This is a genomic window from Streptomyces sp. NPDC058092 (assembly GCF_042884935.1).
In the GTDB taxonomy this organism is placed as follows: domain Bacteria; phylum Actinomycetota; class Actinomycetes; order Streptomycetales; family Streptomycetaceae; genus Streptomyces.
Window position 1 is genome coordinate 14,750 of sequence record NZ_JBHVSY010000013.1, and the last position, 26,826, is coordinate 41,575.

29 protein-coding genes are annotated in these 26,826 nt (G+C 70.6%); 14 read left to right on the forward strand and 15 right to left on the reverse strand.

The features are described 5' to 3' along the window. Positions 1-27 precede the first annotated feature (27 nt). The 4 genes from leuC (at position 28) to ACFVV1_RS21870 (ending at position 2,768) form a co-directional block, all read left to right on the forward strand. On the forward strand, positions 28-1,431 hold the full coding sequence (gene leuC, locus ACFVV1_RS21855) for a 3-isopropylmalate dehydratase large subunit (RefSeq protein ID WP_389991581.1): 1,404 nt from the start codon (positions 28-30) through the stop codon (positions 1,429-1,431). 20 nt (positions 1,432-1,451) lie between these two features. Then, positions 1,452-2,075, forward strand: a complete 624-nt coding sequence (gene leuD / locus ACFVV1_RS21860; protein WP_389991584.1) for a 3-isopropylmalate dehydratase small subunit — start codon at positions 1,452-1,454, stop codon at positions 2,073-2,075. A gap of 48 nt (positions 2,076-2,123) precedes the next feature. Then, positions 2,124-2,324 carry an MbtH family protein gene (locus ACFVV1_RS21865; protein ID WP_389991587.1) on the forward strand — a complete coding sequence of 67 codons (201 nt, stop codon included), beginning with the start codon at positions 2,124-2,126 and terminating at the stop codon, positions 2,322-2,324. A gap of 105 nt (positions 2,325-2,429) precedes the next feature. After that, positions 2,430-2,768 carry a hypothetical protein gene (locus tag ACFVV1_RS21870; protein ID WP_389991590.1) on the forward strand — a complete coding sequence of 113 codons (339 nt, stop codon included), beginning with the start codon at positions 2,430-2,432 and terminating at the stop codon, positions 2,766-2,768. Between the two features lie 195 nt (positions 2,769-2,963). On the opposite strand, the gene ACFVV1_RS21875 is transcribed toward ACFVV1_RS21870, so the two are convergent. Together ACFVV1_RS21875 and ACFVV1_RS21880 are read right to left on the reverse strand one after the other, a co-directional pair. Next, positions 2,964-3,176 carry a hypothetical protein gene (locus ACFVV1_RS21875; RefSeq protein ID WP_389991593.1) on the reverse strand — a complete coding sequence of 71 codons (213 nt, stop codon included), beginning with the start codon at positions 3,174-3,176 and terminating at the stop codon, positions 2,964-2,966. Positions 3,177-3,219: 43 nt separating this feature from the next. After that, positions 3,220-3,444: a hypothetical protein gene (locus tag ACFVV1_RS21880; protein WP_389991596.1), complete on the reverse strand. Its 225-nt coding sequence runs from the start codon at positions 3,442-3,444 to the stop codon at positions 3,220-3,222. 159 nt (positions 3,445-3,603) lie between these two features. Between ACFVV1_RS21880 and ACFVV1_RS21885 the strand changes: the two genes are divergently transcribed. Further along, the gene (locus tag ACFVV1_RS21885) at positions 3,604-4,263 is read left to right on the forward strand and encodes a dienelactone hydrolase family protein (protein WP_389992098.1); all 660 of its coding nucleotides are present in this window, start codon (positions 3,604-3,606) and stop codon (positions 4,261-4,263) included. 118 nt (positions 4,264-4,381) lie between these two features. Here the strand turns inward: ACFVV1_RS21885 and ACFVV1_RS21890 are convergent, their stop codons facing one another. From ACFVV1_RS21890 to ACFVV1_RS21905, 4 genes are all read right to left on the reverse strand, one after another. After that, the gene (locus ACFVV1_RS21890) at positions 4,382-4,537 is read right to left on the reverse strand and encodes a DUF6131 family protein (protein ID WP_389991598.1); all 156 of its coding nucleotides are present in this window, start codon (positions 4,535-4,537) and stop codon (positions 4,382-4,384) included. A 102-nt stretch (positions 4,538-4,639) separates the two neighbouring features. Next, complete coding sequence (locus ACFVV1_RS21895; RefSeq protein WP_389992101.1) at positions 4,640-5,350, reverse strand: polysaccharide deacetylase family protein; 711 nt, start codon at positions 5,348-5,350, stop codon at positions 4,640-4,642. Positions 5,351-5,391: 41 nt separating this feature from the next. Further along, positions 5,392-6,357: a DMT family transporter gene (locus ACFVV1_RS21900; RefSeq protein WP_389991601.1), complete on the reverse strand. Its 966-nt coding sequence runs from the start codon at positions 6,355-6,357 to the stop codon at positions 5,392-5,394. A gap of 8 nt (positions 6,358-6,365) precedes the next feature. Beyond that, positions 6,366-7,181 (reverse strand): SDR family NAD(P)-dependent oxidoreductase, encoded by an 816-nt coding sequence (locus tag ACFVV1_RS21905; RefSeq protein WP_389991604.1) that lies wholly within the window; start codon positions 7,179-7,181, stop codon positions 6,366-6,368. 369 nt (positions 7,182-7,550) lie between these two features. Here ACFVV1_RS21905 and ACFVV1_RS21910 point away from each other — a divergent pair, with 369 nt between their 5' ends. Continuing rightward, a complete protein-coding gene (locus ACFVV1_RS21910) occupies positions 7,551-8,645 on the forward strand; it encodes a glycosyltransferase (protein ID WP_389991607.1) in 1,095 nt (364 codons plus the stop codon). A gap of 98 nt (positions 8,646-8,743) precedes the next feature. Here ACFVV1_RS21910 and mmsB read toward each other — a convergent pair whose 3' ends face one another. From mmsB to ACFVV1_RS21940, 6 genes are all read right to left on the reverse strand, one after another. Then, positions 8,744-9,973 (reverse strand): multiple monosaccharide ABC transporter permease, encoded by a 1,230-nt coding sequence (gene mmsB / locus ACFVV1_RS21915; protein WP_389991610.1) that lies wholly within the window; start codon positions 9,971-9,973, stop codon positions 8,744-8,746. Positions 9,974-9,982: 9 nt separating this feature from the next. Beyond that, the gene (mmsA, locus tag ACFVV1_RS21920; protein WP_389992104.1) at positions 9,983-11,545 is read right to left on the reverse strand and encodes a multiple monosaccharide ABC transporter ATP-binding protein; all 1,563 of its coding nucleotides are present in this window, start codon (positions 11,543-11,545) and stop codon (positions 9,983-9,985) included. Positions 11,546-11,562: 17 nt separating this feature from the next. After that, complete coding sequence (gene chvE, locus ACFVV1_RS21925; RefSeq protein WP_389991613.1) at positions 11,563-12,687, reverse strand: multiple monosaccharide ABC transporter substrate-binding protein; 1,125 nt, start codon at positions 12,685-12,687, stop codon at positions 11,563-11,565. A 3-nt stretch (positions 12,688-12,690) separates the two neighbouring features. Next, positions 12,691-13,659, reverse strand: coding sequence for a hypothetical protein (locus tag ACFVV1_RS21930; RefSeq protein WP_389991616.1), 969 nt, complete (start codon positions 13,657-13,659; stop codon positions 12,691-12,693). Positions 13,660-13,753: 94 nt separating this feature from the next. Next, positions 13,754-14,761 carry a zinc-binding dehydrogenase gene (locus tag ACFVV1_RS21935; RefSeq protein ID WP_389991619.1) on the reverse strand — a complete coding sequence of 336 codons (1,008 nt, stop codon included), beginning with the start codon at positions 14,759-14,761 and terminating at the stop codon, positions 13,754-13,756. Next, entirely contained in the window at positions 14,758-15,912 is a 1,155-nt protein-coding gene (locus tag ACFVV1_RS21940; protein ID WP_389991622.1) for a mandelate racemase/muconate lactonizing enzyme family protein, read from the reverse strand. The genes ACFVV1_RS21935 and ACFVV1_RS21940 overlap by 4 nt, the downstream gene beginning before the upstream one ends. 249 nt (positions 15,913-16,161) lie before the next feature. Between ACFVV1_RS21940 and ACFVV1_RS21945 the strand changes: the two genes are divergently transcribed. The 3 genes from ACFVV1_RS21945 (at position 16,162) to ACFVV1_RS21955 (ending at position 18,856) form a co-directional block, all read left to right on the forward strand. Then, positions 16,162-16,938, forward strand: a complete 777-nt coding sequence (locus ACFVV1_RS21945; RefSeq protein WP_389991625.1) for an IclR family transcriptional regulator — start codon at positions 16,162-16,164, stop codon at positions 16,936-16,938. Further along, positions 16,935-17,777 carry an SMP-30/gluconolactonase/LRE family protein gene (locus ACFVV1_RS21950; protein ID WP_389991628.1) on the forward strand — a complete coding sequence of 281 codons (843 nt, stop codon included), beginning with the start codon at positions 16,935-16,937 and terminating at the stop codon, positions 17,775-17,777. The genes ACFVV1_RS21945 and ACFVV1_RS21950 overlap by 4 nt, the downstream gene beginning before the upstream one ends. 149 nt (positions 17,778-17,926) lie before the next feature. After that, a complete protein-coding gene (locus tag ACFVV1_RS21955; RefSeq protein ID WP_389991631.1) occupies positions 17,927-18,856 on the forward strand; it encodes a TIGR03619 family F420-dependent LLM class oxidoreductase in 930 nt (309 codons plus the stop codon). An 89-nt stretch (positions 18,857-18,945) separates the two neighbouring features. On the opposite strand, the gene ACFVV1_RS21960 is transcribed toward ACFVV1_RS21955, so the two are convergent. Both ACFVV1_RS21960 and ACFVV1_RS21965 read right to left on the reverse strand, forming a co-directional pair. Beyond that, positions 18,946-19,341 carry a hypothetical protein gene (locus tag ACFVV1_RS21960; protein WP_389991634.1) on the reverse strand — a complete coding sequence of 132 codons (396 nt, stop codon included), beginning with the start codon at positions 19,339-19,341 and terminating at the stop codon, positions 18,946-18,948. Between the two features lie 261 nt (positions 19,342-19,602). Further along, positions 19,603-19,758 carry a hypothetical protein gene (locus ACFVV1_RS21965; protein ID WP_389991637.1) on the reverse strand — a complete coding sequence of 52 codons (156 nt, stop codon included), beginning with the start codon at positions 19,756-19,758 and terminating at the stop codon, positions 19,603-19,605. A gap of 146 nt (positions 19,759-19,904) precedes the next feature. On the opposite strand from ACFVV1_RS21965, the gene ACFVV1_RS21970 reads away from it, so the two are divergent. The 4 genes from ACFVV1_RS21970 (at position 19,905) to ACFVV1_RS21985 (ending at position 24,374) form a co-directional block, all read left to right on the forward strand. Next, on the forward strand, positions 19,905-21,431 hold the full coding sequence (locus tag ACFVV1_RS21970) for a glutamate synthase subunit beta (RefSeq protein WP_389991640.1): 1,527 nt from the start codon (positions 19,905-19,907) through the stop codon (positions 21,429-21,431). A gap of 100 nt (positions 21,432-21,531) precedes the next feature. After that, complete coding sequence (locus ACFVV1_RS21975; protein ID WP_389991643.1) at positions 21,532-21,693, forward strand: hypothetical protein; 162 nt, start codon at positions 21,532-21,534, stop codon at positions 21,691-21,693. A gap of 200 nt (positions 21,694-21,893) precedes the next feature. Beyond that, positions 21,894-23,045: a glycosyltransferase gene (locus tag ACFVV1_RS21980; protein WP_389991646.1), complete on the forward strand. Its 1,152-nt coding sequence runs from the start codon at positions 21,894-21,896 to the stop codon at positions 23,043-23,045. Positions 23,046-23,162: 117 nt separating this feature from the next. Then, on the forward strand, positions 23,163-24,374 hold the full coding sequence (locus tag ACFVV1_RS21985) for an aromatic acid exporter family protein (protein ID WP_389991649.1): 1,212 nt from the start codon (positions 23,163-23,165) through the stop codon (positions 24,372-24,374). A gap of 49 nt (positions 24,375-24,423) precedes the next feature. Here ACFVV1_RS21985 and ACFVV1_RS21990 read toward each other — a convergent pair whose 3' ends face one another. Further along, on the reverse strand, positions 24,424-25,557 hold the full coding sequence (locus ACFVV1_RS21990; protein ID WP_389991652.1) for a PP2C family protein-serine/threonine phosphatase: 1,134 nt from the start codon (positions 25,555-25,557) through the stop codon (positions 24,424-24,426). A gap of 219 nt (positions 25,558-25,776) precedes the next feature. Here ACFVV1_RS21990 and ACFVV1_RS21995 point away from each other — a divergent pair, with 219 nt between their 5' ends. After that, entirely contained in the window at positions 25,777-26,781 is a 1,005-nt protein-coding gene (locus ACFVV1_RS21995) for an alpha/beta fold hydrolase (RefSeq protein WP_389991654.1), read from the forward strand. Positions 26,782-26,826: the final 45 nt, after the last annotated feature.

The following is a 26,826-nucleotide window of genomic DNA, read 5'->3' on the forward strand; positions in this document are numbered from 1 at the left end:
ACACGCCCCCAGAGGAGAAACCGCACGATGCCACAGACGATGTTCGACAAGATCTGGGACGCACACGTGGTGCGTGACGAGCCCGGTGAGATACCGATGCTGTACATCGACCGGCACCTCACGCACGAGGCGACCTCGCCGCAGGCCTTCGCCGGGCTGCGCGAGCGCGACCTTCCGGTGCACCGCCCCGAGACCGTGGTCGCCGTGATCGACCACAACGTTCCCACGATGCCGGGACGCCGGCTCATCGACGTCGTCGACAGCCAGAGCGTCATGTGCATCGAGACGATGGAGGAGAACGCCCGGGACTTCGGCGTGAGGCTCCTGGGCATGAACGACGCGGACCAGGGCATCGTGCACGTCATCGGCCCCGAACTCGGACTGTCACTGCCCGGCATGACGGTCGTCTGCGGCGACTCCCACACCTCCACGCACGGCGCCCTCGGCATCTTCGCCATGGGCATCGGCACCAGCGAGGTGGAGCACGTCCTGGCCACCCAGTGCCTGCTGCAGCAGAAGCCCCGGACGATGAACATCCGGATCGACGGCACCCTGGCGCCCGGCGTGAGCGCGAAGGACATCGCTCTGGCCGTGATCCGCCGGCTCGGCACGGACGTCGGCACCAACCACGTCGTCGAGTTCAGCGGCTCCGCCGTACGGTCGCTGACCATCGAGGGCCGCATGACGCTGTGCAACATGGCGATCGAGGCGGGGGCGCGGGCGGGCATGGTCGCCCCCGACGACGTCACGATCGAGTACGTGCGCGGCCGGCGCTTCGCGCCCTCCGGGGAGCTCTTCGAGCTCGCGGCCGAGCAGTGGAAGCAGTTGGCCGGCGACCCGGGCGCCCGCTTCGACGCGGAGCACCACCTGAACGTCGACGACCTGGTCCCGCAGGTCACCTGGGGCACCAACCCGGGCATGGTCGCCGACATCACGGGAACGATCCCGGACCCGGACGCCGAGAGCGACCCCGCGGTCCGGGCGGAAATGGAAAAGGCCCTGGAGTACATGGGTCTGGAACCGGGCCAGCATGTCCACGACATCAAGGTCGACACCGTCTTCATCGGGTCGTGCACGAACTCGCGGCTGGAGGACCTTCGACTGGCCGCCCAGTACGTCGCCGGGAAGCAGGTCGCGCCCGGTGTGCGCGCCATCGTCGTCCCCGGCTCCATGAGCGTTCGCCGCCATGCCGAGGAGGAGGGGCTCGCGGACGTCTTCCGCGAGGCCGGCTTCGAGTGGCGTGAGCCCGGCTGCAGCATGTGCATCGCCATGAACGGAGACCGCCTCTCCGCGGGCGAGCGCTGCGCCTCGACGAGCAACCGCAATTTCGAGGGGCGCCAGGGCCGAGGAGGCCGCACCCACCTGGTCAGTCCGGTGACGGCGGCCGCAACGGCCGTGGCCGGCCGATTCGCCGACGTCCGCGACGCGTAGAGAACAGAGAAAGGACTTCCGTGGAGAAATTCATCACGCACCAGGGCACCGCGGTGCCGCTGATGCGGTCCAATGTGAACACGGACGACATCGTCCCCGCCCGGTTCCTCAAGTCGATTCACCGCACCGGCTTCGGCCGGCATCTGTTCGCGAACTGGCGCTACCTTGAGGACGGCTGCACGCCCAACCCGGAATTCCCGCTCAACGAGCCCCGCTACGACGGCGCCGGCATTCTCGTGGCGGGCGAGAACTTCGGCTGCGGCTCCTCCCGTGAGCACGCGCCCTGGTCGCTGCGGGAGTTCGGCTTCCGGTGCGTCATCGCGCCGAGCTTCGCGGACATCTTCCACAACAACTGCTTCAACAGCAGCATCCTCCCCGTCCGACTGGAAGCGTCTGAAGTCGAGGCGATCTCCGAAGCCCTGACGAGCGGTGCCGCACCGACGCTCCACGTCGATCTGCCGGACCAGTCCGTGACGACCGCGGACGGACGGCTCTTCCGCTTCGAGGTCGATCCCTTCAAGAAGAACTCCATGATGGAGGGTCTGGACAACATCGGCTGGACCCTCTCCCACAAGGACCAGGTCCTCGCCTACGAGCAGCGACGCAAGCAGCAGACTCCCTGGCTCTTCACCCGGACCGCGTGATCCGACGCAGCGGACAGCATTCCCGACAGCAGAGGCTGGAGACCGTTCATGGAAGCACATCAGATGAAGGTTCTCGTCAACGACGAGGACCAGTACTCCCTGTGGCCGACGTACCTCGCCGCCCCCGCCGGCTGGCGGGAGACGGGGACCGCCGGCTCGAAGGAGGAGTGCCTCGCGTACGTGAAAGAGGTCTGGGTCGACATGCGCCCCAGGAGCCTGCGCCGGCAGATGGCGAAGTCGGCCGGCTGACCGGCCCGGTCACCGCACCCGCCAAAGTCCCACCGCCCCGAGGCCGCACGCGCCGAGAAGCCCGCAGCGGTCATGAATTTCGCTACTGTCACAGAGGAGCCACTCATGGACGAACTCATCGAACGCCTCTCCGTCGAGGGGCAGAAGGTCGTGGTCGGCGGCCCTTCGCCCTCGGTGGAGGACTTTCAGCGGCGCATCACCGAGATGGGGTACGTCTTCATCAAGTTCCCCGACTCGCGCGGGGGCACGGACCTCGGCGTGCGCGTCGACGAAGCGGCCACCGATCTCGGTAAGGCGGACTTCGCGAACGGCACCGGCAGTGTGCACATCGATGGGACGCTGACGCTCAACACCGTGAAGGTGCGCTGCGTCACCGACATCGAGCTGTCGTCGCTCAGCGGCACCGGACACCTGGTGGCGCTCGAAGAAGCGGTCACTCGGTAGCTGCCTGCGCCTCGCGGCGCACACCGTGATGTCCCCGCCGCTTCGACGGAGGCGGGTCCCGGCGCGGCGGGACGAGTGATCACGCTCGTCCCGCCGATTCCGTTCCGGGGCTACGCGCGCGTTCGACCCGGTGCCCGGCCTCTGCCGGCGTAAGCACGCACAGCCGGGGAAGGTTCCTGGAACCGCATGCCCGGATCATTTCGCTTCGTAGCAGTGGGCCCGGCCGTCGCGCCATTCGATCCAGGACGGGTCGTCGAGGAGGTGCTCGGCGTCGTAGAGCCCGGCCTGCCGGAGGTAATCGATCAGGTCGCGGTCGCTGTGAGCGAGGCCGGCGAGGCCACCGTTGATGGTGACCGCCCGGCCGCCCGTACCCGGTGCCGGGCGGTGCACGACGATCGGAGCACCCATGCCCCCAGGGTGCGCCCGCTCGGCCGCTGACGCTCGCGGTAGGTCAGACGCTCTCGAAGTGATGCGCCGCGGCGCCCTGCCACTGGACCACGGCGGGGTTGTTGAGGATCAGCTCCGGGTTCGCCAGCCCGGCGTCGGCGAGGAACACGACGAGGTCCTGATCGCTGTGTGCCATGCCGAGCTTCTCGTCGCGGCTGTTGAGGTGCACGGTCACCAGCCGGCCGCCGGACGGCGTCGGTGCGTGGATGGTGATCGGTGGTGTCGCCATGACTCCAGGGTGGCTCGCGGCGACGGCTCGCGCGACCGTGGGAACACGGACCCGGAAGCGTGGGGAGCGTACGACGTCGCACCATGGACGCCGACGATTCCGCTCCGTGCCCGGGCCGACCGCACCGCGGCGCACCCTGGGAAGGAGACGATGACAGTGGTGAAATCCGAAGCGGTTTCCATACCTGTTGACGGATCGGCGATCGTCGGCGACCTGGTGATTCCCGAGCAGGCCGCGGGGGTGGTGCTCTTCGCCCACGGCAGCGGCAGTTCGCGCCACAGCCCGCGCAACAGGGCCGTGGCCGCGTCCCTGCGGGAGGCGGGGCTGGGCACGCTGCTGCTGGACCTGCTGACCGAGCAGGAGGAGCGGCTGGACGCGGTGTCGGGGGAGTACCGCTTCGACATCGGCCTGCTGGGGCGACGCCTGGTGACCGCGGTCGACTGGCTCGGCGACCGGCCGGCCACGGCGGACCTGCCTCTGGGACTCTTCGGCGCGAGCACCGGGGCCGCCGCAGCCCTGGTGGCGGCAACCGAGCGGCCTGACCGTGTCCAGTCCGTCGTGTCCCGTGGCGGCCGCCCCGACCTGGCGGCCGAGGCGCTGAGCCAGGTGCGATCCCCTGTGCTGCTGATCGTGGGCGGCGACGACAGGCACGTACTGATGCTGAACCGGGAGGCGGCCGAGCAACTGCGGGTGCCGCACCGGCTCTATGTGATTCCCGGAGCCACACATTTGTTCGAGGAGCCCGGTGCCTTGGAAGACGTCGCGGATGCGGCGTGTCAGTGGTTCTTGCGTCCGGGACAGGAGGAGAGGCGGCAATGAGATTCCTCCGTGGCGGGAGCGCGGTCACGTCGTACCTCTGCCACCTCCCCCGGACGAGTCCGCGGGTGGAGGACGCCGAGCGGCTCCGGGGAGCTGACGAACGAGTGCCGCTGTCGCTCTACCAGTAGTGCCTTCGGCCGGCGACCGCGTGTCCCATCGCTCCGAGGACCCACAGAATCAGACCCACCACCGCGAGAATGATCCCGATCGTCCACAGGATGGAGATGCCGGTCACGAAACCGATGGCAAGCAGGATGACTCCGAGAACGATCACGATGTGCTCCGATCTCGTACGTGCTTCTTTTTCACTGTGTCCTTCGTGAGCTGCCGGGGCAACCGTCCACGGATGGGGGAACGATCGGAGCAGCCGGCGCCGTCAACCCGTCCGCCGGACCGGTGCGAGGCCGTGGTCGGCGAGCGGGCCGACGGCCAGCCCGGCGGTCCGCAAGCCGTTGATCAGTTCCGGCAGCGTCGCGAGTACCGGCCGCCACTGGCACGATGCCGACGGATCGGCATCGTGCAGGAGGACCGTCCCGCCGCCGCGCAGCCCGCTGCGTACGGTCGTCAGAACGCCCTCGGCCGTCGCGTCCTTCGCCCATTCCCGTCCCCAGGCCGACCAGAGCACCGGTCGCAGCCCGCAGGCCAGGGCGGCGGTCCACCGGCCGCCGGTCAGGATTCCGTACGGCGGCCGGTACCACAACGGCCACACGCCCGAGATCCTTCGCACCGCTTCGGCGGCACGGGAGACCTCGCGCAGGTCCCGGCCGGGGGCGGGAAGCCACGGGCGGCTGTGTGTCCATCCGTGAACGGCGAGTTCGTGGCCGCGGCGGGCGATGTCGCGGCCGAGTTCCGGATGGCGCAGGAGACTCTCCCCGAGCACGAAGAAGGTGGCGCGGGTGGACAGCCGGTCCAGCGCGTCGAGGAAGAGCGGGGTGGAGCGGGGGTCGGGGCCGTCATCGAAGGTCAGGGCGACATGTCTGGGGTGGCCGAGGCCTGCCAGGGAGGGAAAGCACGTCCGGCGCAACCCCGGCAGCCATGTGCCGGCCGGGGCGACATGAGCGGTCAGCACAAGTGCCGACACAGTCAGTGGGGCACGGAGCGCGGTGGGGATTCTGATGTGCCGGGGGTTCAACGGGCTTCTGTCCCTTCGTCGTCAGCGGCCGTCGGCAGTCGGTCGGCCCGGCTGTGCCGCATGGTCGTTCTCGTGGCATCCCAGTGACCCGCGACCGCCGGGGAGAGCGACAGGCCCACCGTGCCGGCAGCCACCAGGCACGCACCCAGCGTGGCCGGCAGCAGATGATCACCCAGCGCGATCCGCTCGCCGAACAGTGCCCTCCCCAGCACCACACTCACCAGCGCGTCCCCGAGCGTGAGCGCCGGCTGGGAAGCGGCCAGAGTCCCGGCACGCAGAGCGCTCTGCAACAGCAGCAGACTCAGTAGACCGGCGCAGCCCAGCGCGTACACGTACCCCGTCGTGAAGACCACGGCCGCTCCCTCCTGGACCCGGCCGGTGACTTCCTTGATCAGAGCGGCCGTGCAGGCGAAGGAGATGGCCGTGGCACAGCCCAGCACCGCGGCGCCGGCGGCGCCGGTGGCGCCGGTGAGCGTACGGGCCACCAGGATCAGCGCCGGCACCGCCGTGGCGGCAAAGATTCCGACAGGCAGCCAGGTACCGGCCTTTCCGGTTTCCTCCCCGGCCGACGGGCCGACGGCGGCCAGGAAGAGCGCCAGACCTGCGGCGAGCATCAGGAACGACAGCCAGGTTCCGCCGCCCGGACGGTGAGGGAAGACCACGGTGCCGAGCAGCAACGTGAAGAGGAGTTCGCTCGCCATCAGCGGCTGAACCACCGACAGGCTGCCGACCGCCAGTGCCCCCGCCTGCAGGACGGCCGACAGCCCGAGCGCCGTCACGCCGGCCAGCCAGAAGGGACGGCGCACCAGCCGCGCCAGACCGCGCATCCCCTGCCACACCGCCGGCCTGCCGCCCACCGCCTCGGACTCCGTCTGCTCCATGGCGGCCCGCCGCTGCAGCACGGATGCCGCGCCATTGGCGAGAGCCGCCCACAGCGCGAGTACCACGGCGAGGACGTTCATGTCGCCGATTAGCCGAAGCGTGCCGCGAGCCGGTGATAGAGCCCGGGGGCCACGGAGCGCACACACCCCGGCAAGCGCAGCCAGCCGGGGACGTACACCTCCTCACGGTCCGCCGCGAAGGCCTCCCAGACCGCGTCGGCGACGCGTTCCGGCGCCATCGGCCGGGGCCACGAACGGGCGTACGGCATTCCTCGTCGATCGAAGAACGGCGTGTCCACCACACCGGGGACCATATGTGTGACGCGCACTCCGGTGCCCTTCAATTCGTAGCGCAGAGCGTCCGCGAAGGCGGCAAGGGCGGCCTTCGCCGCCGAATAGACCGCCTCACCGCGGACACCGGTGGATCCCGCCACCGATCCGATCAGCATGATGTGTCCGCGCCCCGCCGCAAGCATGTGCGGCAGCAGCAGTCGTACCAGATGGACGACGGACACCAGATCCACGGTGAGGACCCGGTCGGCGGCGGCAGCCGGCATCGCGTGGAAGGAGCCCGCCCAGCCGACCCCTGCCGCCGCGACGAGCAGATCCACCCGGCCGGCGGTGTCGAGGGCCTCCTCGACCAGTTGCTCCGTACCGTCGAGCGACATCAGGTCCGCGTACAGCGGCGTCGAGCACGTCGTCGCCGCGACCCCGTCGAGCCGCTGCCGGTCGCGCCCGCTCACCAGAAGCCGCCAGCCGCCTTCGGCCGCGATCCGCTGGGACACCGCGGCCCCGATACCCGAGGAGGCCCCCGTCACCAGAGCCACCCCGGCCCGGACGTCATGACCGTCCGACGAGTCGCCACCCGGCACGCCGCGGTGAGCGATGCACGGAACACGTGGCATGGCCTCTCCCTGTCTCAGTACTGTGCGGCACGGTGGCCCGCCCCTCGGAGACCGCGGACGCGGGCATTGCGGTGTCGGGTCGGGTTAGGGGTAGCCCGAGTGGGCTCCCGTAAAACCGTTGAAGCCCATACCTCACTGCACCGAACGCACCGACAGGATGGAAGAACCGGGTTCCGTACCCGTCCCGACGGATACTCCGAGGGCTGCCGACCTCAGAGGTGATCACGTGCCTGCCACTCGTCCGACCGAGCTACCGGACCCGTGCGGACCCCTCCGCCGCCCGGAGGGCTCCTGCTGCTACCGGTGGAGGTCCCGTCGGAACGGTCCCGCGCCGGACGGCCAGCCGGCACTCCCGGGAGCGTACGGCCGATGAACGCGGCGCCAGGACGCTTCCTGATCCTGAGCGCCGGCATGGGCTCCGGCCACCATGTGGTGGCCGCCGAACTGGCCCGCAGACTGGAGGCCGGCGGAGGGCGGACGACGACGGTCGATGTCCTCGACCTGCTGCCCCCGGGAATCGGCGGTGGACTGCACTCCTTCTACCGGACGGCCGTCTGCCACACGCCCGTGGTCTATTCCGCGCTGTACGCGGCCTTCTTCCGGACCGGAGGCGGTCCCCGGCCCGGCAGTTCCCCGTTGGCGGCCCTCGCGCAGCGACGCCTGCTCGACCTCGTCGCACAACAGCGGCCGGACGTGGTCGTACCCGTCTTCCACCTCGCCGCCCAGCTCACCGGCGGACTCCGCGCCCGCGGCGCGCTCACGATCCCGAGCGCCGTCGTCATCACCGACTTCGCCGTTCACCGCCAATGGCTGCACCCGGGCAACGATCTCCACCTGTGCCTCACGTCCGATCTCGCACATCAGGTACGGCGAGCGGTACGGCGTCCGACGGTCGTATCCGGCGCCATGGTGGCACCCCGGTTCCACGCCCCGGCGCCGACGGCGGCGGACTGGCGACGACGTCTCGACTCGCCGGGCCGGTCACCCGTGCTGATCTCGACGGGGGCCTGGGGGGCCGGATCCCGCGTGGCCGGGACCGCGCGCCTGGTGGCTGCGGCGGGATACGTGCCGGTCGTGCTCTGCGGTACGAACACCCGGCTGCGCCGGGACCTGTCACGCCTCGCCCATGTGCGCGCGGCGGGCTGGGTCGACGACATGCCGGGCCTCATGAGCGCCTCCCGCGCGCTCATCGACAACGCGGCAGGTCAAATGGCACTCGAAGCCATGGCGGCCGGAGTTCCGGTGGTCGGCTACCGGGCCATTCCGGGCCACGGCAAGGAGGGCGTTCGACGGATGGCGGAGCACGGTCTCACCGACTACGCGACGGACCCCCGGGCGCTGGTCCGCGCCCTGGACCGCCTGACCGCACCGGGTCCGGCGCGCGAACGGCGCGTCGGCGCGGCCCGCGGCCTGTTCTCCGGCGCGGGAGTGCTCCCCCTGCAGGCCCTGGCGCGACCGGCCTGAACCGATCGGCCCGGAACCGCGTGCCGCCCCGCTACCGGGCCGGCGGCGGCGCCGTGCTCGTCGGTCTCGCCGCCGGGGAGCTCCGCCGAAGCCTGGCGTCAGCGGCCGATCTTGCGCTTGTTCCACACATCGAACCCGACCGCCGCGAGCAGGACGAGGCCCTTGATGACCTGCTGATAGTCGGTGCCGATGCCGACGAGCGACATGCCGTTGTTGAGGACGCCGAGTACCAGGCCGCCGATGACCGCGCCCATCACCGTGCCGACGCCGCCGCTCATCGACGCGCCGCCGATGAACGAGGCGGCGATCGCCTCCAGTTCGAAGTTGAGGCCCGCCTGCGGAGTGCCCGCGTTCAGACGTGCCGCGTACACACAGCCCGCGAGCGCCGCCAGGACGCCCATGTTGACGAAGACCAGGAAGGTGACGTGCTTGTCCTTGACGCCGGACAGCTGCGCGGCGGCCTTGTTGCCGCCGAGCGCGTACACATGCCGCCCGACCACGGCATTGCGCATCACGTAGCCGAGCAGGAGCAGCAGGGCGCACATGATGAGCATCACGACGGGAACACCGTGGAAGCTGGCCAGGGTCAGTGTGAACGCCACCACGGCAGCCGTCATCGCCACGCACTTGGCCACCCACAGGCCTTGCGGAAGGGCGTCGAGGTCGTAGGCGAGCTGACGCCTGCGGTCGCGCCACTCGCGCAGCAGCAGGAAGACGATCGTGACCAGACCGAGGACGAGCGTCGGGTTGTGGTACTGCGTGTACGGGCCCATCTCGGGGATGAAGCCCTTGGCGATGTTCTGGAAACCGTCGGGGAAGGGCGCGAGCGACTGGCCTTCCAGGACGATCTGCGTCAGACCGCGGAACAGCAGCATGCCGGCCAGCGTCACGATGAACGACGGGATGCCGACGTAAGCGATGAAGAAGCCCTGCCACGCGCCCGCGACCGCCCCGATGAGCAGCGACAGGACGAGCGCGAGCACCCAGGGCATGTCGCCCTTGACCATCATCACCGCCGCCACGGCCCCGACGAAGGCGACCAACGAGCCGACGGACAGGTCGATATGGCCCGCGATGATGACGATCATCATGCCCATGGCCAGGATGAGGATGTAGCCGTTCTGCTGGATCAGATTGGACACGTTGTTCGGCAGCAACAGGGTGCCGTCGGTCCAGATCTGGAAGAGCAGAACGATGAACGCCAGGGCGACGAGCATGCCGTACTGGCGCATGTTGGCGCGCACCGACCGCAGGAGCAGAGCGCCTGTCGGGAGCCGTTCGGACGGCGTCGGGGTCGCGCCCCTGGGGGGAGTGGTCGTAGTGGTCATGACGGGACCTCAGCTTCTGTTCATCGTCGTGTCGCGTGTCATCAGGCGCATCAGGACTTCCTGGGTGCAGTCCGCGCGGGCTGCCTCACCGGTCAGCCGGCCCTCGGCCATCGTGTAGATCCGGTCGCACATCCCGAGCAGCTCCGGCAGTTCGGACGAGATGAACAGCACGGCCTTTCCGTCGGCCGCGAGCCGGTCGATGACGGTGTAGATCTCGTACTTCGCGCCCACGTCGATGCCGCGGGTCGGCTCGTCGAGGATCAGCACCTCGGGGTCGGCGTGGATCCACTTGCTCAGGACGACCTTCTGCTGATTGCCGCCGGACAGGCGCCCGACCCGCTCGAAGACCGTGGGGGCCTTGATGTTCATCGAGGTGCGGTAGCGCTCGGCGACCTGACGTTCCAGGTGCTCGTCCACCACTGCGCCGATGCCGCCGACGCCACGCCTGCGCATGCCCGGCAGCGAGGCCAGGGAGATGTTGCGGTCGATGGTGTCGATGAGGTTCAGGCCGTACCGCTTGCGGTCCTCCGTGACGTACGCGATCCCGGCGCCGATCGCCGCGGACACCGTCCTGGTGACCACCTCGCGCCCGCCGACCGAAACCGTGCCGGCGACGTAGTGGCCGTAGGAGCGGCCGAAGACGGACATGGCGAGCTCGGTGCGGCCGGCGCCCATCAGGCCCGCGATGCCGACGATCTCGCCGCGGCGTACGGTCAGCGACACGTCGTCGACCACCGTGCGCTGATGGTCCACGGGGTGGCGGACCGTCCAGCCGGCGACGGCCAGGGCTTCGGCGTCCTCGCCGGTGTAGCGGGTGCGGTCGGGGAAGCGGTGGTCCAGGTCGCGGCCGACCATGCCGCGGATGATGCGCTCCTCGGACAACCGGGGTGCAGCCATGGGGGGTTGACGTACCGTCAGCGTCTCGATCGTCTGCCCGTCGCGCAGGATGGTCACCGAGTCGGCGACCTCGCGGATCTCGTTCAGCTTGTGCGAGATGATGATGCTCGCCACGCCCTGCTCGCGCAGCTCCAGGATCAGGCCGAGCAGCTGGGCGCTGTCCTCGTCGTTGAGCGCGGCCGTGGGCTCGTCGAGGATGAGCAGCTTCACCTCCTTGGACAGGGCCTTGGCGATCTCCACCAGTTGCTGTTTGCCGACGCCGATGTCTGCGACCGGCGTTTGCGGCTTCTCGCGCAGGCCCACCTGCTCGAGCAGTGCGCCCGCCCGGCGGTAGGTGTCGTTCCAGTCGATCACGCCCCGGGCCGAGGTCCGCTCGTTGCCGAGGAAGATGTTCTCGGCGATGGAGAGATACGGGACCAGGGTCAGTTCCTGGTGGATGATCACGATGCCGTGCCGCTCGCTGGCCTGGATGTCCTTGAAGGCCACCGGCTCGCCCTCGAACCGGATCTCGCCCTCGTAACTGCCGTGCGGATGTACGCCGCTGAGGACCTTCATCAGGGTCGACTTGCCCGCGCCGTTCTCACCGCAGACGGCATGGATCTCTCCGGGCCGTACCGTCAGGTTCACCCCGGAGAGCGCCTTGACGCCCGCAAACGTCTTGGTGATCGAGCGCATCTCCAGTACGGGCCGCTTCACTTGAGCTGTCCCGCCGTGAAGTACCCCTCGCGCACGAGGAGATCGGTGTTGGTCCTGTCGATGCTGACCGGCTTGAGCAGGTAGGACGGCACGGTCTTCTTGCCGTTGTCGTAGTCCTCGGTGTTGTTGACCTCCGGCTTCCTGCCGTGGAGGACCGCGTCGCCCATCTGCACGGCCTGCGCGGCGAGTTTGCGGGTGTCCTTGAAGACGGTCTGGCGCTGTTCGCCCCGGATGATGGATTTCACCGAGGCCAGCTCCGCGTCCTGTCCGGTGACGATCGGCAGGTCCTTGCCGCTGTATCCGGCGCTCTTGAGCGCGGAGATGATGCCGATCGAGATCCCGTCGTACGGCGACAGGACCGCGTCGACCTTCTGGTCGCCGTAATTCTTGCTGATCAGATCGTCCATCCGCTTCTGCGCGGTGCCGCCGTCCCAGCGCAGCGTGGTGGCCTGGCTCATCTTCGTCTGCTTGCTGCGCACGACGAGCTGCCCGCTGGCCAGATAGGGCCCCAGGACCTTGAGGGCGCCGGTCCAGAAGTACTTGGTGTTGTTGTCGTCCGGTGAGCCCGCGAACAGCTCGATGTTGAACGTCTCGGCGGCGCCCCCGTCCGGCTTGCCGAGCTTCAGCTTGTCGACGATGTACCGGCCCTGGAGCTCCCCGACGCGCTCGTTGTCGAAGGACGCGTAGTAGTCGACGTTCCCGGTGCCCATGATGAGGCGGTCGTACGAGATCACGGGGATGCCCGCGTCGTGGGCGCGGGCCAGGACATCGGTGAGGGCCGAGCCGTCGATGGCGGCGACCACCAGGAGCCGGCGCCCCTTGGTGATCATGTTCTCGATCTGGGCGACCTGGTTCTCCACCTTGTCGTCGCCGTACTGCAGATCGGTCTTGTACCCGGCCTTCTGGAACTGCTCGGCCATGTTCCGGCCGTCGGCGATCCAGCGTTCGGAGGCCTTGGTGGGCATGGCCAGGCCGATGGTGCCGCTCGTGCCGTCATCGGCGCGGTAACGGCTGCCGCCTCTGGCCTCCTGGCCGCAGGCGGTGAGGGAGACGGCGAGCAGGGCGGCGGCCGTGCAGGCCACGGCGAGGCGGGTGCGGCGTATGCGGGTGCGGTCGGTCATGGATCAGTTGCCTTCCGGGACGGGGAAACGCCTCAGGTCCCCCGGCAGCCGGGAGCCGAGCGGCGACATGCCGCCGTCCGCGCCGTGCCGGGCGAGCAGGTCGAGGACGAGCCGCCCGCGCCGGACGCGCTCGCGGGCGGTCGCCAGGGTGTGGTCGCGCAGCTGGGCGCCGTACGGGTAGATCCCGGGCGCGTTGCTCAGGCCGAACTTCAGATAGAGCGGGGCGCCGCGCCGGATCAGCTCGGCGACCTCGTACATGCGCACGTAGCCGCCCAGGTCGTCGGGCGCCTCGACGTACATGTCCATCGGGGCGGCACTGACCCGGCGGATCTCGGACAGATGATCCAGCGTCAGGTCGGAGGGCACGTTGAGGGAGTCGGCGCCGAGCTGCTCGTACACCGCGTACGAGGCCGGGTTGACCGGGCCGCTGAGCGCGGACAGTTTCAGCGTGGTGCCGGCGGGCAGCAGTTGGGCCAGCCGCATCCGGTGCAGGGTCCACAGCACCCCCTCGTCGGCGACGAGCAGGCAGGTGACGCCCAACTCCGTTGCGCGCAGGGCGTCTTCCACGCATCCGGCGAGTGCGTCGTGTCCCCGGGCGCGCAGCCCCGCGCCGCCGGAGCCGGTGCGCGTGGAGCCGCCGATGTCCCAGGTGCCGCGCGGTCCGGTGAACAGGCACAGCTCGATGTCCCGCTCGGTGCAGGACTCCACCATCTCGGTGATCTCGCTGTCGGTGAGCATCCAGACGCCGCTGCCCTGACTGATGCGGTGCACCGGCACGTCGTGGCGGGCGCTCTCCTCGAGTACGACGCTCAGCGCCTCGGGCCCCTCCACCGAGGGGATCTCGGTGCGCCAGGTGCCGCCGTCGGGAAAGGTGTGCGGTGAGGCATCGGCGGGGTCGACGGCGGGCGAGGGATGGCCGATGCGGGCGAGCGCGTCGCCGCCGGGGCGTCGGGGTGAAGAGGGGGCGGTCACGTGACTCCCATGTTCGATATTTCGGACGTCATTCGGATGAGGTGGTGTGCGGCGGCACGCATACGTACTGCGGGTGCGGCAGTTCCCGTACGCACTAGGGGTGCAGCAGCACCTTTCCGGTCGCCGGGTCGCCGCCGCCCACCAGGGCGATGGCATCGGCGAACCGTTCCAGCGGGAACGTGTGGGTGATGAGCGGGGCGGGGGAGATCAGCCCGAGACCGAAGGCGCGTACCGTCTCCGACCAGGCCGAGGAGGGCGCGCCGAAGACGGAACGGATCTCCAGCTGGCTCAGCGCCAGATGCACCGGATCGATCCCGGTGGCGCCGGGCGCGAACATCCCGGTGAGCACCACCCGGCCGCCCCTGCGGGCGAGGAGGCAGGCGTCGGCGGCCGTGGAGGGGGCGCCCGCGGTCTCCACCACCAGGTCGAAATCGCCCTTCCCAGCCGCCTGTTCAGGCGTCAGGCTCTCGGTCGCGCCGAACCGGACCGCCTGCTCGGCGCGTGTGGCACGGGGGTCGATCACGGTGAGCTCGGCGGGCGACGAGGCGGCGAGCAACTGCACCGCGAGCAGCCCGAGAGTGCCTGCGCCGACGACGGCGACGCGCTCACCGGGCCGGGGCCGCCCGGCCCGTACGGCGGCCGTGACCACCGCCGCGGGCTCGATCAGCGCGGCTGCCCGCAGATCGGCCTCGTCGTGCAGGGGGTGCAACAGGCGTACGGGTACGAGGAGATGGTCGGCGAACGCGCCCGGCTCGGTGAACCCCGTCTCGGCGTATCCGCCGGTGCACAGGCTGGTCTCCCCGTACCGGCAGCGCGCGCAGACACCGCAGGACCGGAATCCCTCGGCGACGGTCCTGCGGCCGACGAGGGCCGCGTCCACGCCCTCGCCCACCGCCTCCACCGTGCCCGCCCACTCGTGGCCGGGAACCACGGGATAGCGGACATAGGCGAGGTCGCGGTGGCCGTCGTAGACCTCGCGGTCACTCATACAGATACCGGCCGCGGCCACCCGCACCCGGACCTCGCCGGGCCCCGGCTCCGGCACGGCTCCGTCGACCAGGCGGTGGCTGCCGGGCCGGTCGATGACGATCGCGCGGCTCACTCGGGCTTCCTCTGCTCCCAGTTCTCGGCCCACAGGTCGAACCGGGCCCGCTGCTGGGGGAATTCGGCCGCGGCGTCGACATCGAACTCGACCCCGAGGCCGGGGGCGTGCGAGATCTCGAAGCACCCCGTCTCCGGGTCCACCTGCGGCGCGCCCTCGACCACGTTCTTGATCTCCGCGTCCGCGAAGTCGTTGAAGTGCTCCAGAATTTTGAAGTTCGGTGTGCAGGCGGCCAGTTGGAGGGAGGCGGCCGTCAGTACCGAGCCGCCGACGTTGTGCGGGGCGACCAGCATGTAGTGGGTCTCGGCGGTGGCCGCCAGCTTGCGGGTCTCCAGGATGCCGCCGATGTGGCCGAGGTCGGGCTGGATGATGTCGGCGGCCTGCGACTCGAACAGCTCGCGGAACTCGATCCGGTCGTGGATGCGTTCCCCGGTCGCGACCGGCAGGTCCACCCGCTCGGCGACCTTCGCCAGTGCCTTGAGGTTCTCCGGCGGCACCGGCTCCTCCAGCCAGGCCGGGCGGAACGGCGCCATCTCGCGGGCGAGCCGCACCGCCGTGGCCGGGCTGAAGCGGCCGTGCATCTCCAGCATCAGCTCGGCCTCGGGCCCGATCGCGTCGCGCACCGCCTCGATCAGCGACACGGCGTACCTGGTCTGCTCGTGGTCCAGCTCGAAGTGCCCGGTCCCGAAGGGATCTATCTTCAGGGCCCGGTAGCCGCGTGCCACGACCTCCTTGGCCGCGTCGTGATAGGCCTCCGGGGTGCGCTCGGTGGTGTACCAGCCGTTGGCGTACGCCTTGACCCGGTCGGTCACCTTGCCGCCGAGCAGCTGCCACACGGGCACCCCGAGTGCCTTGCCCTTGATGTCCCAGCAGGCCATCTCGACGACCGCGATGCCGGACATGACGATTTCGCCGGCCCGTCCGTAGTCGCCGTACTTCATGCGCCGCACGAGATCCTCGACCGCGAACGGATCGGACCCGGCGATGTGGTTGGCCTCGGCCTCCCGGAGATAGCCGACCAGGGCGTCGGTGCGGCCGAGCATCCGGGTCTCGCCGACACCGGTGAGACCCTCGTCGGTGTGGACGAGTACGTAGGTGAGATTGCGCCAGGGGGTCCCGACGACATGGGTACTGATTCCCGTGATGCGCAAGGCGGCTTCCTCTAGAGTCTGTTCGAGATTTCGTCACATGTTCGAGATGGGTGGCGTGACCGTAAACAGGCTCCGTGGGGGGTGTCAATGGGTCGCGCGCCAGCCGATTCCGCAGGGACCGTTGCCCGACGAACGCGACTGTGTTTAGCCTGTGTCCGCCATCCCGGCCGCTGACCGAAATACCGAACGACGGCGAACGACGGCGAACGACGGCAACCGACGGCGAACGACCAAGGGTGGGTGAAGGAAATGGGACGTCTCGTCCCCGCGGTGACCAGGGCGCTGGACATACTCGAGCTGTTCCTGGAAGGCGACGGAACCCTCTCCGCCCCCGAGATCACCCGCAAGCTCCAGCTGCCGCGCACGACGGTGCACGAACTGATCACCACGCTCGCGGTTCGCACCTACCTCGTGACGGTCCCGGGCCGGCCGGGCCGCTACCGCCTCGGTGTGCGCGCGTACCAGCTCGGCAGCCGTTACGCGGAACAGCTCGACATCGCCGCCGAGGGCAACGAGGTGGCCCGTGAGGTCGCCGAGACCTGCGACGAGACGGTGCACGTCGCGATCCTCGAGGATCTCGACGTCATCTACATCGCCAAGGTCGACTCGATCCACGCGGTCCGCATGGTCTCGGCCGCGGGCCGCAGGCTCCCGGCCCACTGCACCTCCGTGGGCAAGATGCTGCTCGCCTCGCTGCCGGCCGAGGAACTGGACGCCCGCATCGAGGAGGAGGGCGAACTGGTCGCGATGACCCGGAACAGCATCACTGATCCCGGCGAGCTGCGGACCGCCCTCGCCGACATCCGCGCCCGCGGCATCGCCTTCGAACACCGCGAGTCCAACCCGGACGTGAGCTGCGTCGCCGCGCCGGTCCGCGACCGCACGGGCCGTGTCGTCGCCGCCCTGTCCATCTCCGTGCCCATGATCCGCTGGAGCGAGGAGGGTGAGGCCGAACTCGCCGAGCTGGCCGCCAGGGGCGCCGCCGACCTCTCCGCACGCCTCGGCCACCGCGGCGGCGCCCGATGAGGCCCGAGGTCGCCGTCCGGGAGCGGGCCGCCCTCGGCGAGGGCCCCACCTGGGACCCGGCGACCGGACGCCTGACCTGGGTGGACATCCTCGGTTGCCGTGTCCACACCTACGAACCGACGCGTGGCCGCCGCACGGTCATGGCCACCGGACAACACGTCGGGGCGGCGAAACCCCGCGCGGGCGGCGGCCTGGTGGTCAACCTCAGGGACGGCATCGGCCTGTACGCCGCGGACGGGGCGTTCTCCTGGCTCGTGCACGACCCGGTGGCCGGCCGCCGCGGCAACGACGCGGCCGTCGCCCCCGATGGGGCCCTGTGGGCGGGCACCATGCGGTACGACGAGCAGCCGGGCGGCGGCACCCTGTCCCGTATCGCCCCCGACGGCAGCGTCACCGAGATCCTCGACTCGGTAGCGGTCAGCAATGGCACCGGCTGGGCCCCCGACGGCTCGCTCATGTACTACATCGACAGTCCCACCCGCCGCATCGACGTCTGCCGCGTCGACGGCCCACGCGTCCTCGACAGACGACCGCTGGCGACCGTCGAGGAAGGAGCGGGCTTCCCCGACGGTCTCACCGTCGACGCCGACGGCTGCGTGTGGGTCGCACTCTGGGACGGCGCCGCGCTGCGCCGCTACACCCCGCGAGGCGACCTGGACCGCACCGTCCGGCTCCCGGTACGCCGGCCCACCGCCTGCGCCTTCGGCGGACCCGGCCTGCGCGATCTCTACGTCACCACGGCCCGCACCGGCCTGGACCGGCCGCACCCGCTGTCGGGATCGCTCCTGGTCCTCCCGGACGCGGGCCGGGGTATGCCGAGCCCGGCCTTCGCGGGCTGACGCGCGCAGCCGGTCGCCGGCCGGCGGTGTCAGCGCGGCGGACGTCGACGGCGAGGCCCTGCACACCGTGTTTTTCGACGGACACCGGGCGGGGAAGACGTAAGTGTTCTGAGGTAGTTGTTCCGCAGCCATCATGAAGGAGCGGATCCATGCCGATCTCACTCGGTCTCGGTCTCCCGCAGATGAAGCAGTACGACATCGGCCGCGATGTGGCCTCCGTGGCCCGCGCGGCGGAGGAGACCGGATACGCGAGCCTGTGGGTTTTCGAGCGTGTCCTGTTTCCCGAGCCGGCCACCCAGGGGCTGTACGGCGTACCGGGGCTGCCGTGGCCCGATCAGTACCGCAGCGTCGCCGACCCGCTGGTCACGCTCGCACTGGCCGCCGCGGCCACCGGCCGGGCGCGGCTGGGCACCAGCGTCCTGGTCGCGCCGTTGCACGTACCGTTCCAGCTGGCCCGGTCGCTCGCCTCGCTGGACGTCGCGAGCGGTGGACGAGTGATCGCGGGCCTCGGCACGGGATGGTCCCTGGACGAGTACGCGGCCGCTTCCGTCGCGCCTTTCGAGAAGCGCGGCGCGGTCCTGGACGAACTGCTTGACGTGTGCGCGGCCGTCTGGGGCCCGGACCCCGTCTCGTACGAGGGCGAGCTGACCACCATTGCCCCGTCCGAGGTCGGCCCGAAGCCGGTGCGCCCCATCCCGGTCTACCTGCCCGCGAACAGCGCGCGCGCCACCCGCCGTCTGGTGGACCGGGCGGACGGCTGGATGCCCGTGGCCATGGGCGCAGCCCAGCTGGCCGAGCAGTGGCAACGAGTACGGGACGTGGCTGCCGAGCGTGGCCGGGAGCGTCCGATCGACGTCTGCGCCCGCGCCAACGCTCGGTACAGCGCCAAGCCGTTCGAAGGTGCGGACCGGCAGCCCTTCCACGGGAGCGTGGCGCAGATCGTCGAGGACCTGGTGGCACACGCCGCAACGGGCGTACCGGAGATCATGCTGGACCTCCAGGGCACGACGCGCGACGCCGCGGAGCTGATCGGTGTGGCGACCGAGGTGTACGAGACGGCGCGGGCCGCGGGCGTCTGACGAGGGCGCGACGGCAGCCGGGCCCGCGAGGCGCACCCCGTCCAGCCGGCCGGGCCCGGCACTGACCGGGCGCTGCGGCGGGCGCCCGGTCAGTGCCGGGCACCGCCCTCCTTGTCCCGCCGGATCCAGTGGGCCCGGCGCTGGTACCGGGCGACGGGCGGGGTGACCGGGGGAGTGGGCGACGGCCCGGGCCCGGCGACGGGCGCGGTCTCGGCGGCCGGGGGTGCGGCCGGAGCGGGAGTGCCGCTGGGCGGGCGGAGCCCCTCCGTCGAGTACCGCGTCGTCGCGATGCTCTCCACGAGCTGCTCTTCGGTGAAGCTCTCCGAGCCGGGCACATGAGGTACGAAGCCGATGAGCACCCCGTCGCTGACGATCTCCGCGTCGAGACCCGAGGCCCCGTCGACGTCCCACAGCGCCTCGATTCCCTCGTCGAGGACGACCCGGATCCCGAACTCGTAGACACCCGCCTCTACGAGGTGGGCCATCACGCGACGGTCACGAAGCGCCGACACCAACCGGCGGGCACGATCCGAATCCATACCGGGCGGACCTCCTTCGCGTACGGACATACGGACGGAAGGACGGACATGCATGCGGACGCGCGTGCGAACCCCAGGGGCGTATGCCTGTCGCGCCGGCCCATCGGGTGCGGCCTTCCCGGAGGCGCCGGACGCAGCGGCTGTACGCGTGGAACTCTCTCCGGAACGAACCGGCAAGGAGCCGCCACCGTACAGCTGCCGCCTCTTTCAGCTTTCGGCATCCTCCGCTCGGCGCTCACCCTCGGCCTGCGACGGCTGGGTTCGCATCGTGGCGGGGTGCCGCTCCTCGGCCGGATTCATGTCCTCGTCCAGCCGCTCGCCCTCTGCCTGCGACGGCGTCGGGTACTCGTCGTACTCGCTCATGGCCGCCTCCGTGGTCGGAACACGTCCCCGAAACCGAGCGTATCGCGTCGTCCGGCCGGTGGCCCGGCCAGGAACGAGGAGGGGTGACTGCGGGCGTAGTCTGACCGTAACGCCTGTGCACCGCGAGTCAGCGACGGAGGCGGCGCATGACCGACCCCCACGGCTTCCTCAGGACCCCCCGCCGGCCCGTCCCGGCGCGCCCGGTCCAGGAACGGCTGAGCGACTGGAACGAGGTCTACGCGGGGCAGGCCCGGCTTCCGCTCGTGTCCCGGCAGGCGGGGCGGTGCATGGACTGCGGCATACCGTTCTGTCACAGCGGCTGCCCGCTGGGAAACCTCATCCCCGAGTGGAACGCGTACGCGAGGAAGGGCGACTGGTGGGCAGCGGCCGAGCGGCTGCACGCGACGAACAACTTCCCGGAGTTCACCGGGCGGTTGTGCCCCGCGCCGTGTGAGGACGCCTGCGTGCTGACCATCAACGCCGATCCGGTGACGATCAAGAATGTCGAGCAGGCGATCGCCGACGAGAGCTGGGCGCGCGGCTACACCACGCCGCAGCCGCCCGAGCGGCTCAGCGGGAGGACCGTCGCCGTCATCGGTTCGGGCCCGGCGGGACTGGCGGCAGCGCAACAACTGACCCGCGCCGGACACACCGTCGCCGTCTACGAGCGCGCCGACCGCATCGGCGGACTGCTGCGCTACGGCATCCCCGCTTTCAAGATGGAGAAGTGCCACCTCGACCGCCGCGTCGAGCAGATGCGTGCGGAGGGCACCAAATTCCGTACGGGCGTGGACGTCGGAGGCGATCTCGACGCCGCCGAGCTCGCGGACCGGTACGACGCGCTCGTCATCGCCGTCGGAGCCACCGGGCAGCGGGAGCTGCCGGTCCCGGGCCGCGAGCTGTACGGCATCCACCAGGCCATGGAGTACCTGACCCTGGCCAACCGGGTCGTGGAGGGCGACCGCGACGTGCCGGCCGTCACCGCCGAGGGCAGACACGTGGTGATCATCGGCGGCGGAGACACCGGATCGGACTGTCTGGGCACCGTCCTGCGCCAGGGAGCAGCCTCCGCCGTACAGCTCGACATCAACCCGGAGCCCGGTGCTGCCCGACGGGACACCGAACCCTGGCCCGTGTACCCGAAGGTCTATCGGATATCCCACGCCCACGAGGAGGCCCGGGGGCGGGACGGCGCGGATCCGAGACTGTTCTCCTGCGCCACCCTCCGCTTCGAAGGCGACCGGACCGGCCATGTGCGCGCGCTGCGCCTGGCCGAAGTGGAGCCCGAGGGCAGAAGGCCGCGGCTGGAGACGGAGCAGGTGCTGCCGGCAGATCTCGTCGTGCTCGCCCTCGGCTTCTTCGGTCCCGAACGCGACACCGGCCTCATGCGGCAGCTCGGACTCACGCTGGACGACCGGGGAAACTTCGCCCGGGACGCCGGCTTCGCCGCCGAAACTGCTGAAGGGGCGGTCCCGGAGGGCTCGGCCGAGCGGGCGGCCCGCGCCAGGAACGGCGGAGTCTTCATAGCCGGTGACGCGGGACGCGGCCAGTCCCTCGTGGTGTGGGCCATCGCGGAGGGACGGTCCGTCGCGGCCGCGACGGACCGCTATCTGAGCGGCTCCACGGTGCTTCCGGCACCCGTTGCCCCCTACGACCGCCCCCTGATCGCCTGAGCGGCTCCGGCACCGTGTCGACCAGCGCGTTCCGCAGCGGGACCGGGTCCACGGTGCGGCCGGGGCAGCCGTCGGCGGGCGCGGTGCCGAGGAGGCCGGGGTGATCGACGCGCAGTACGGCGGGATTCCGGCGGACACGGCCAGTGTGATGGTGGTCTGCCGTCAATGGACCCCCGGGCACGCGGGCGGCACGACCGTCGACGTACGCCTGAGCCGGGCGCGGCCCCGCTGGGAGGTCACCGCGCCACCCCGCGCCGGCTGACGAGTCGTTCATGCGGGACGCGGCAGCGGCACGCTCGTACAACGTCGGCGGACCGATCCAGCTCTCCGGGGGCGCGCGGGCGAATCAGTTCTTCACCGACGCCACCCATCACGACCATGTGCACGTGGGATTCGCGACGCGCCGGAAAGAGGCGGAAAGTGGGGCTGTGGGCAAGGGGCCGGCCTCCCTAGGCTCGGCCCATGCGTGTACTTTTCGCCTCGACCAGCGGCTCGGGCCACTTCCACCCACTGGTCCCCCTCATCGACGCGTGCACGGCACGCGGCGACGACGTCCTCGTCGTCGCGCCACCGGGACTCGAAGCGGCACTCGCGGCCCGGGAACAGCCGTACCGCATCGGAGCGGAGCCGCCGGGCGACGAACTGACGCGTGTGATGACGCGCGTCCTGGAATTGCCCCCGGACGACGGGGTGTCCCTGATGACCAGGGAGGTGTTCGGCCGGCTGCGCATCGCCGCGATGCTGCCCGCGCTGGAGGCAGCTTGCCGTGAGTGGCGGCCCGACCTCGTGCTGCACGAGGCGTACGAGTTCGCGTCGGTGGTGGCCGCCGAGCGCCAGGGCATCCCGCACGCCCGGGTCGCGGTCTCCGCCGCGCGGTTCGCCCGGTCCACCGACACGCTGCTGCGCCCCGTGCTCGAACCGTACGGCCCCGGCATCGTCGAACGGCTCCGGGCGTCCCCGTATCTGACGCGCCTGCCGGCCTCCCTGGACCCCTCGCCGTACGCCGTGACCCACCGCTATCACGAAACCCCCGAGCCGGGCGCGCTGCCGGACTGGTGGGGCGGAGCCGAGGAGCCGCTGGTCTACCTCACCCTCGGCACCGAGGCGGGCGCCGTGCCGACCGCCGGCGGCCTGTACCGGGCCGCACTGGAGGCGGTGAGCGGACTGCCGGTACGGGTACTGCTCACGGCAGGCCACGGCACCGATCTGCCGGGCCTCGGACCGATCCCGCCCCACGTCCACGTGGAGCCGTGGGTACCGCAGGCCGACGTCCTGGGCAGCGCCTCGCTCGTGGTCTGTCACGGCGGGTCGGGGACGGCCTTCGGCGCGCTGGCGGCGGGCGTCCCGCTGGTCTGCGTCCCCCTCTTCGCCGACCAGCCGGTGAACGCCCGGCTGGTGACCGAGGCGGGCGCCGGGCTCGCCGTCACCCCGACCGGCGGTCCGGCGGACCATGCGGCGGTACTCGGCGCCGACGACATCTCCCGGATCCGGTCGGCCGCCGAACTGGTGCTCAAGGAACCCTCGTACCGGGCGCGGGCCGCGCGCCTGGCCGACGAGATGCGGGCCACTGCCACGTGCGGGGAGCTGATCGACACCCTCGATCCGCGTTCCTGAAGGCGACAGGTGCGGCAGCCGCGCCTTTGGCGCATCCGACGCGTACGGGCACGGCCGTACGGTGGGGTTCGGTGCGCCGAGGCGGTGTGACGGCGTGCGGGCGGGCATGGGACAGAGATGCCAGCAGTATCCGTATCCGAGCCCGTGATCAAGCTTGTCCGGCGCACGACCGAACCCGTCGGGGCGCAGACCCTGCGCTCCACGGCAGCCGCCGTCATCGCCTACGTCGTGGCGGTGTGGACCCTGTCGAATCCGGCACCGCTCACGGCGCCGCTCACCGCGCTCCTCGTCGTACAGGTCACCCTCTACGCGACCCTCACCACCGGGATTCGCCGGGTGAACTCGGTCGTTGTCGGAGTGCTCATCGCCACCGCGCTCAGTGCCCTGGTCGGCCTCAGCTGGTGGAGCCTCGGACTGACGATCTTCGCCTCGCTGATCATCGGGCGGCTGGTGCGGGTCGACGAGTTCGTCCCCGAGGTGGCGATCAGCGCGATGCTCGTCCTGGGCGTCTCGCAGGTCGCCTACACCGCATGGGACCGCGTGCTGGAGACCCTGATCGGCGCGGGCGTGGGACTGCTGTTCAACCTGCTCTTCGCGCCACCGGTGTGGGTGCAGCCCGCGGGCGCCTCCATCGACAGCCTGGCCCGGGCGATGGGACACATGTTCCGTGCCATGGGGGAGGACGTGACGGGTCACATCTCGGTCCAGCGGGCGGCCGACCGGCTCCACGAGGCCCGTCGGCTGGACCACGACATCGTGGAGGTCGACGCCTCGCTGCGGCAGGCCGAGGAAGGCCTCACGCTCAATCCCCGCGTCCGGCAGGGACTGCTGTACCGGGTCGTGCTGCGCACCGGTCTGGACACCCTGGAGATCTGCGCCGTGGTGCTGCGGGTGCTGTCCCGCACCCTGACCGACCTGGCCAAGGCCCGTACCGAGGAGACCCTTTTCCCCGCCGACGTGGCCGCATCCCTGAGGGAGCTGTTCGGACAGATGGCCGGAGCCATCGAGAGCTTCTCGGAGCTGATCACCACTCCGGTCGCGGAGAACGCCGAGGAGGCGGAGGACCGGCTGGCCCGCGCACTCGCCGTCAGCCGCACGACCCGGGACCGGGTGGCGGACCAGCTTCTTGAGGCCGTTCAGGAACACCCCGGACAGTGGCAGTTGCACGGAGCCCTGCTCGCCGAAGTGGACCGGATTCTCGACGAACTCGACATCGACAAGCGCACGGAACGCCTGGGCAAGGAGCTCGACCGGCGTTCGGCGCACGTGCACGAACGCCACCCGTGGCTGCGCGCCGTGTCGCGTCGGCTGCGAGGCCGCCAGAACTGAGGCGGCGCTGGCCGACGGCGGTCACGCGGAGGCCGTCACCCGATGGCGGTCACCCCGGAGCCGGGAGCCGTTCGATGGCGACCAGCGCCGCGTCGTCGCCCAGGCGGCCGCCGGCGTGGCGGACGAGGTCGGCGCAGAGCGACTGCAGCAGGGGTTCCGGGGCCTGGCCGCACCGCGACGCGGCCCGTTCCCGGAGCGGATAGAAGATCCCCGACCGGTCCCGGGACTCGATGACACCGTCCGTGTACAGAAGCAGGGTGTCGCCGACGCCGAAGGTGAACGTCTCCGCCGTGTGTTCGGTGACCAGCAGGTGCGTCAGACCGAGCGGTGGGGCGGGCACCCGCACAAGGAGCGGGATCGCCTCGCCCGCCCGCAGCAGCAGCGGCGGCGGATGACCGCAGCTGACCAGGTGGAGTTCAGCGGCGGCATCGGGGATGTCGAGAACGGCCGCGGTGACGAAGGACTCCGCGAGATCCTCGTCGTCGCCCCTGCCCCCGCCGTCGTGGACGGCGAAGTTCTGGTCCGGTGTGACGCTCACCTCCAGATGCGCCACCAGATCCTGCAGCCGTGACTCCTGGCGGGACAGAGCGTGGAAGGCGCCCAGCACGCTTGCTGCCTCACCGATCGCGGACAGTCCCTTGCCACGTACATCACCGATGATCAGCCGGGTGCCGTCGCTGGTGCGGGCGGCCGCGTAGAGATCGCCCCCGATCTGCGCCTCCGCCTCCGCGGCCAGATAGACCGAGGCGATGCGCAGCGGACCACTTCGTACGGGCAGCGGCCGCAGCACCACACGCTGCGCCGCCTCGGCCACCGAACGCAGCTGCGTCACCGCCTGCTCGTTCCGTTCTCTCAGGTGGGCGAAGAAGGTGACGAAGGCAGAGATGAGGATGAGTGCGACGATCTGGTAGGTGTGGTTGAGGTCGCTGACTTCGGTGCGCCCGACGGCCACGAGGGACTGGGCCAGTACGGCGACGGCACCGACGAACGCCGTCATGCGCGGCCCGGTGAACGTGGCGGCCACCGCGGGTGCCGCCACCAGGAAGGGGCCCAAATGGACATCTGGCGGCGAGACGATATCCACCACCGTGACGAGGGCGATCAGCGCGAACGGCACCGCCACGAGTGAGTTCCTGCGTCGTCCGGACTCGCGGAACGATTGCAGGAATCGCCGAGAAGCCATGCTTCCGGAATACCTCACCCGGTCCGCCGCCGCTCCTCGTGCGACGGTCACGACGGCGTACGAGGAGCGGCGAGACCCTTCCGCACCGTTACTCTGCGTCGCTTACGTCTCACTCGAACGTCGGCGGTCTTCACTCCCCTGCTTCTCGTGTCGCGCTGTTCCGGCCGGGCCTGGCGACGCTGAGCCCAACCAACCGTTCCACGACGAAGAGAGAACAGCATGACCGTCTCAACCTTCCTCGCCCCGCGGAGACGGATACGCGGGCGTCGCGCGCAGAGCCTTGCCGCAGCGCTCACCACGGCTGCCCTTGCCACGGCCCCCGTACCCGCCGCCGCAGCCGACGGCGGCGATCCGGCCGGCGCCAAGCCCACGGTGGTGCTGGTACACGGCGCGTTCGCCGATGCCTCGGGCTGGAACGGCGTGGTGGAACGCCTGAAACGTGACGGGTACCAGGTCACCGTCCCGGCCAATCCGCTGCGTGGGCTCGCCGGTGACTCCGCCTACATAGCCGACGTCCTGAAGAGCATCAGGGGTCCGATCGTGCTGGCCGGGCATTCCTACGGCGGTGCGGTGATCGGCAACGCCGCCGCCGGGAACCCGAACGTCAAGTCGCTGGTGTACGTGTCCGCTTTCATGCCGGACAAGGGGGAGCGGCTGGCGGATCTGGGCGCGAAGTTCGCGGGCAGCGACCTGAACACGGCTCTGAAGCCGGTGCCGTTCCTGGGCTCCGACGGCAAGGAGGGCACCGACCTGTACATCCGGCCCGAGAAGTTCCACGACGTCTTCGCGGCGGACGTGCCGTCGGACACCGCGGCCGCGCTGGCCGCCGCCCAACGCCCCATCAGCGGAGCCGCGTTCATGGACAAGGCGACTGCGGCGGCCTGGCGGACCATCCCGTCCTGGGCGCTGGTCGCCACCCGGGACAAGGCCATCGCCCCGGACCTCGAACGCTTCGAGGCCAAGCGCGCCAAATCGCACACCATCGAGGTCGACTCCTCCCACGCCGCGATGATCTCGCATCCCGACGTCGTCGCCGATCTGATCCGGCAGGCCGCCGGAGACCGGACACCGGCGGAGTCGCCGATGGCCTCGACGGGTACCAGCACCCTGGTCATGGCCTCACTGGGCGCACTCGCGGGCGTGAGCATCCTGACCGGCGCGGGCCTCGTGGTGGCGGTCCGCAGACGCCGCGCCACCGACAGCGGCACCGGCACGGCTCTCTGAGGAGACTCCGGAGCAGACCGGTCCCGGTGACCGGAATCGGCCTGC

Coding starts and splice junctions, on each gene's coding strand:
- chvE (WP_389991613.1), bottom strand. CDS start 12,687: ATGACCGACCGCACCCGCATACGCCGCACCCGCCTCGCCGTGGCCTGC.
- ACFVV1_RS21950 (WP_389991628.1), top strand. CDS start 16,935: ATGAGGCCCGAGGTCGCCGTCCGGGAGCGGGCCGCCCTCGGCGAGGGC.
- ACFVV1_RS21945 (WP_389991625.1), top strand. CDS start 16,162: ATGGGACGTCTCGTCCCCGCGGTGACCAGGGCGCTGGACATACTCGAG.
- mmsA (WP_389992104.1), bottom strand. CDS start 11,545: ATGCGCTCGATCACCAAGACGTTTGCGGGCGTCAAGGCGCTCTCCGGG.
- ACFVV1_RS21965 (WP_389991637.1), bottom strand. CDS start 19,758: ATGAGCGAGTACGACGAGTACCCGACGCCGTCGCAGGCAGAGGGCGAG.
- ACFVV1_RS21875 (WP_389991593.1), bottom strand. CDS start 3,176: ATGGGTGCTCCGATCGTCGTGCACCGCCCGGCACCGGGTACGGGCGGC.
- ACFVV1_RS21970 (WP_389991640.1), top strand. CDS start 19,905: ATGACCGACCCCCACGGCTTCCTCAGGACCCCCCGCCGGCCCGTCCCG.
- ACFVV1_RS21980 (WP_389991646.1), top strand. CDS start 21,894: ATGCGTGTACTTTTCGCCTCGACCAGCGGCTCGGGCCACTTCCACCCA.
- mmsB (WP_389991610.1), bottom strand. CDS start 9,973: ATGACCACTACGACCACTCCCCCCAGGGGCGCGACCCCGACGCCGTCC.
- ACFVV1_RS21865 (WP_389991587.1), top strand. CDS start 2,124: ATGGAAGCACATCAGATGAAGGTTCTCGTCAACGACGAGGACCAGTAC.
- ACFVV1_RS21905 (WP_389991604.1), bottom strand. CDS start 7,181: ATGCCACGTGTTCCGTGCATCGCTCACCGCGGCGTGCCGGGTGGCGAC.
- ACFVV1_RS21880 (WP_389991596.1), bottom strand. CDS start 3,444: ATGGCGACACCACCGATCACCATCCACGCACCGACGCCGTCCGGCGGC.
- ACFVV1_RS21955 (WP_389991631.1), top strand. CDS start 17,927: ATGCCGATCTCACTCGGTCTCGGTCTCCCGCAGATGAAGCAGTACGAC.
- leuC (WP_389991581.1), top strand. CDS start 28: ATGCCACAGACGATGTTCGACAAGATCTGGGACGCACACGTGGTGCGT.
- ACFVV1_RS21900 (WP_389991601.1), bottom strand. CDS start 6,357: ATGAACGTCCTCGCCGTGGTACTCGCGCTGTGGGCGGCTCTCGCCAAT.
- ACFVV1_RS21995 (WP_389991654.1), top strand. CDS start 25,777: ATGACCGTCTCAACCTTCCTCGCCCCGCGGAGACGGATACGCGGGCGT.
- ACFVV1_RS21985 (WP_389991649.1), top strand. CDS start 23,163: ATGCCAGCAGTATCCGTATCCGAGCCCGTGATCAAGCTTGTCCGGCGC.
- ACFVV1_RS21910 (WP_389991607.1), top strand. CDS start 7,551: ATGAACGCGGCGCCAGGACGCTTCCTGATCCTGAGCGCCGGCATGGGC.
- ACFVV1_RS21870 (WP_389991590.1), top strand. CDS start 2,430: ATGGACGAACTCATCGAACGCCTCTCCGTCGAGGGGCAGAAGGTCGTG.
- ACFVV1_RS21960 (WP_389991634.1), bottom strand. CDS start 19,341: ATGGCCCACCTCGTAGAGGCGGGTGTCTACGAGTTCGGGATCCGGGTC.
- ACFVV1_RS21990 (WP_389991652.1), bottom strand. CDS start 25,557: ATGGCTTCTCGGCGATTCCTGCAATCGTTCCGCGAGTCCGGACGACGC.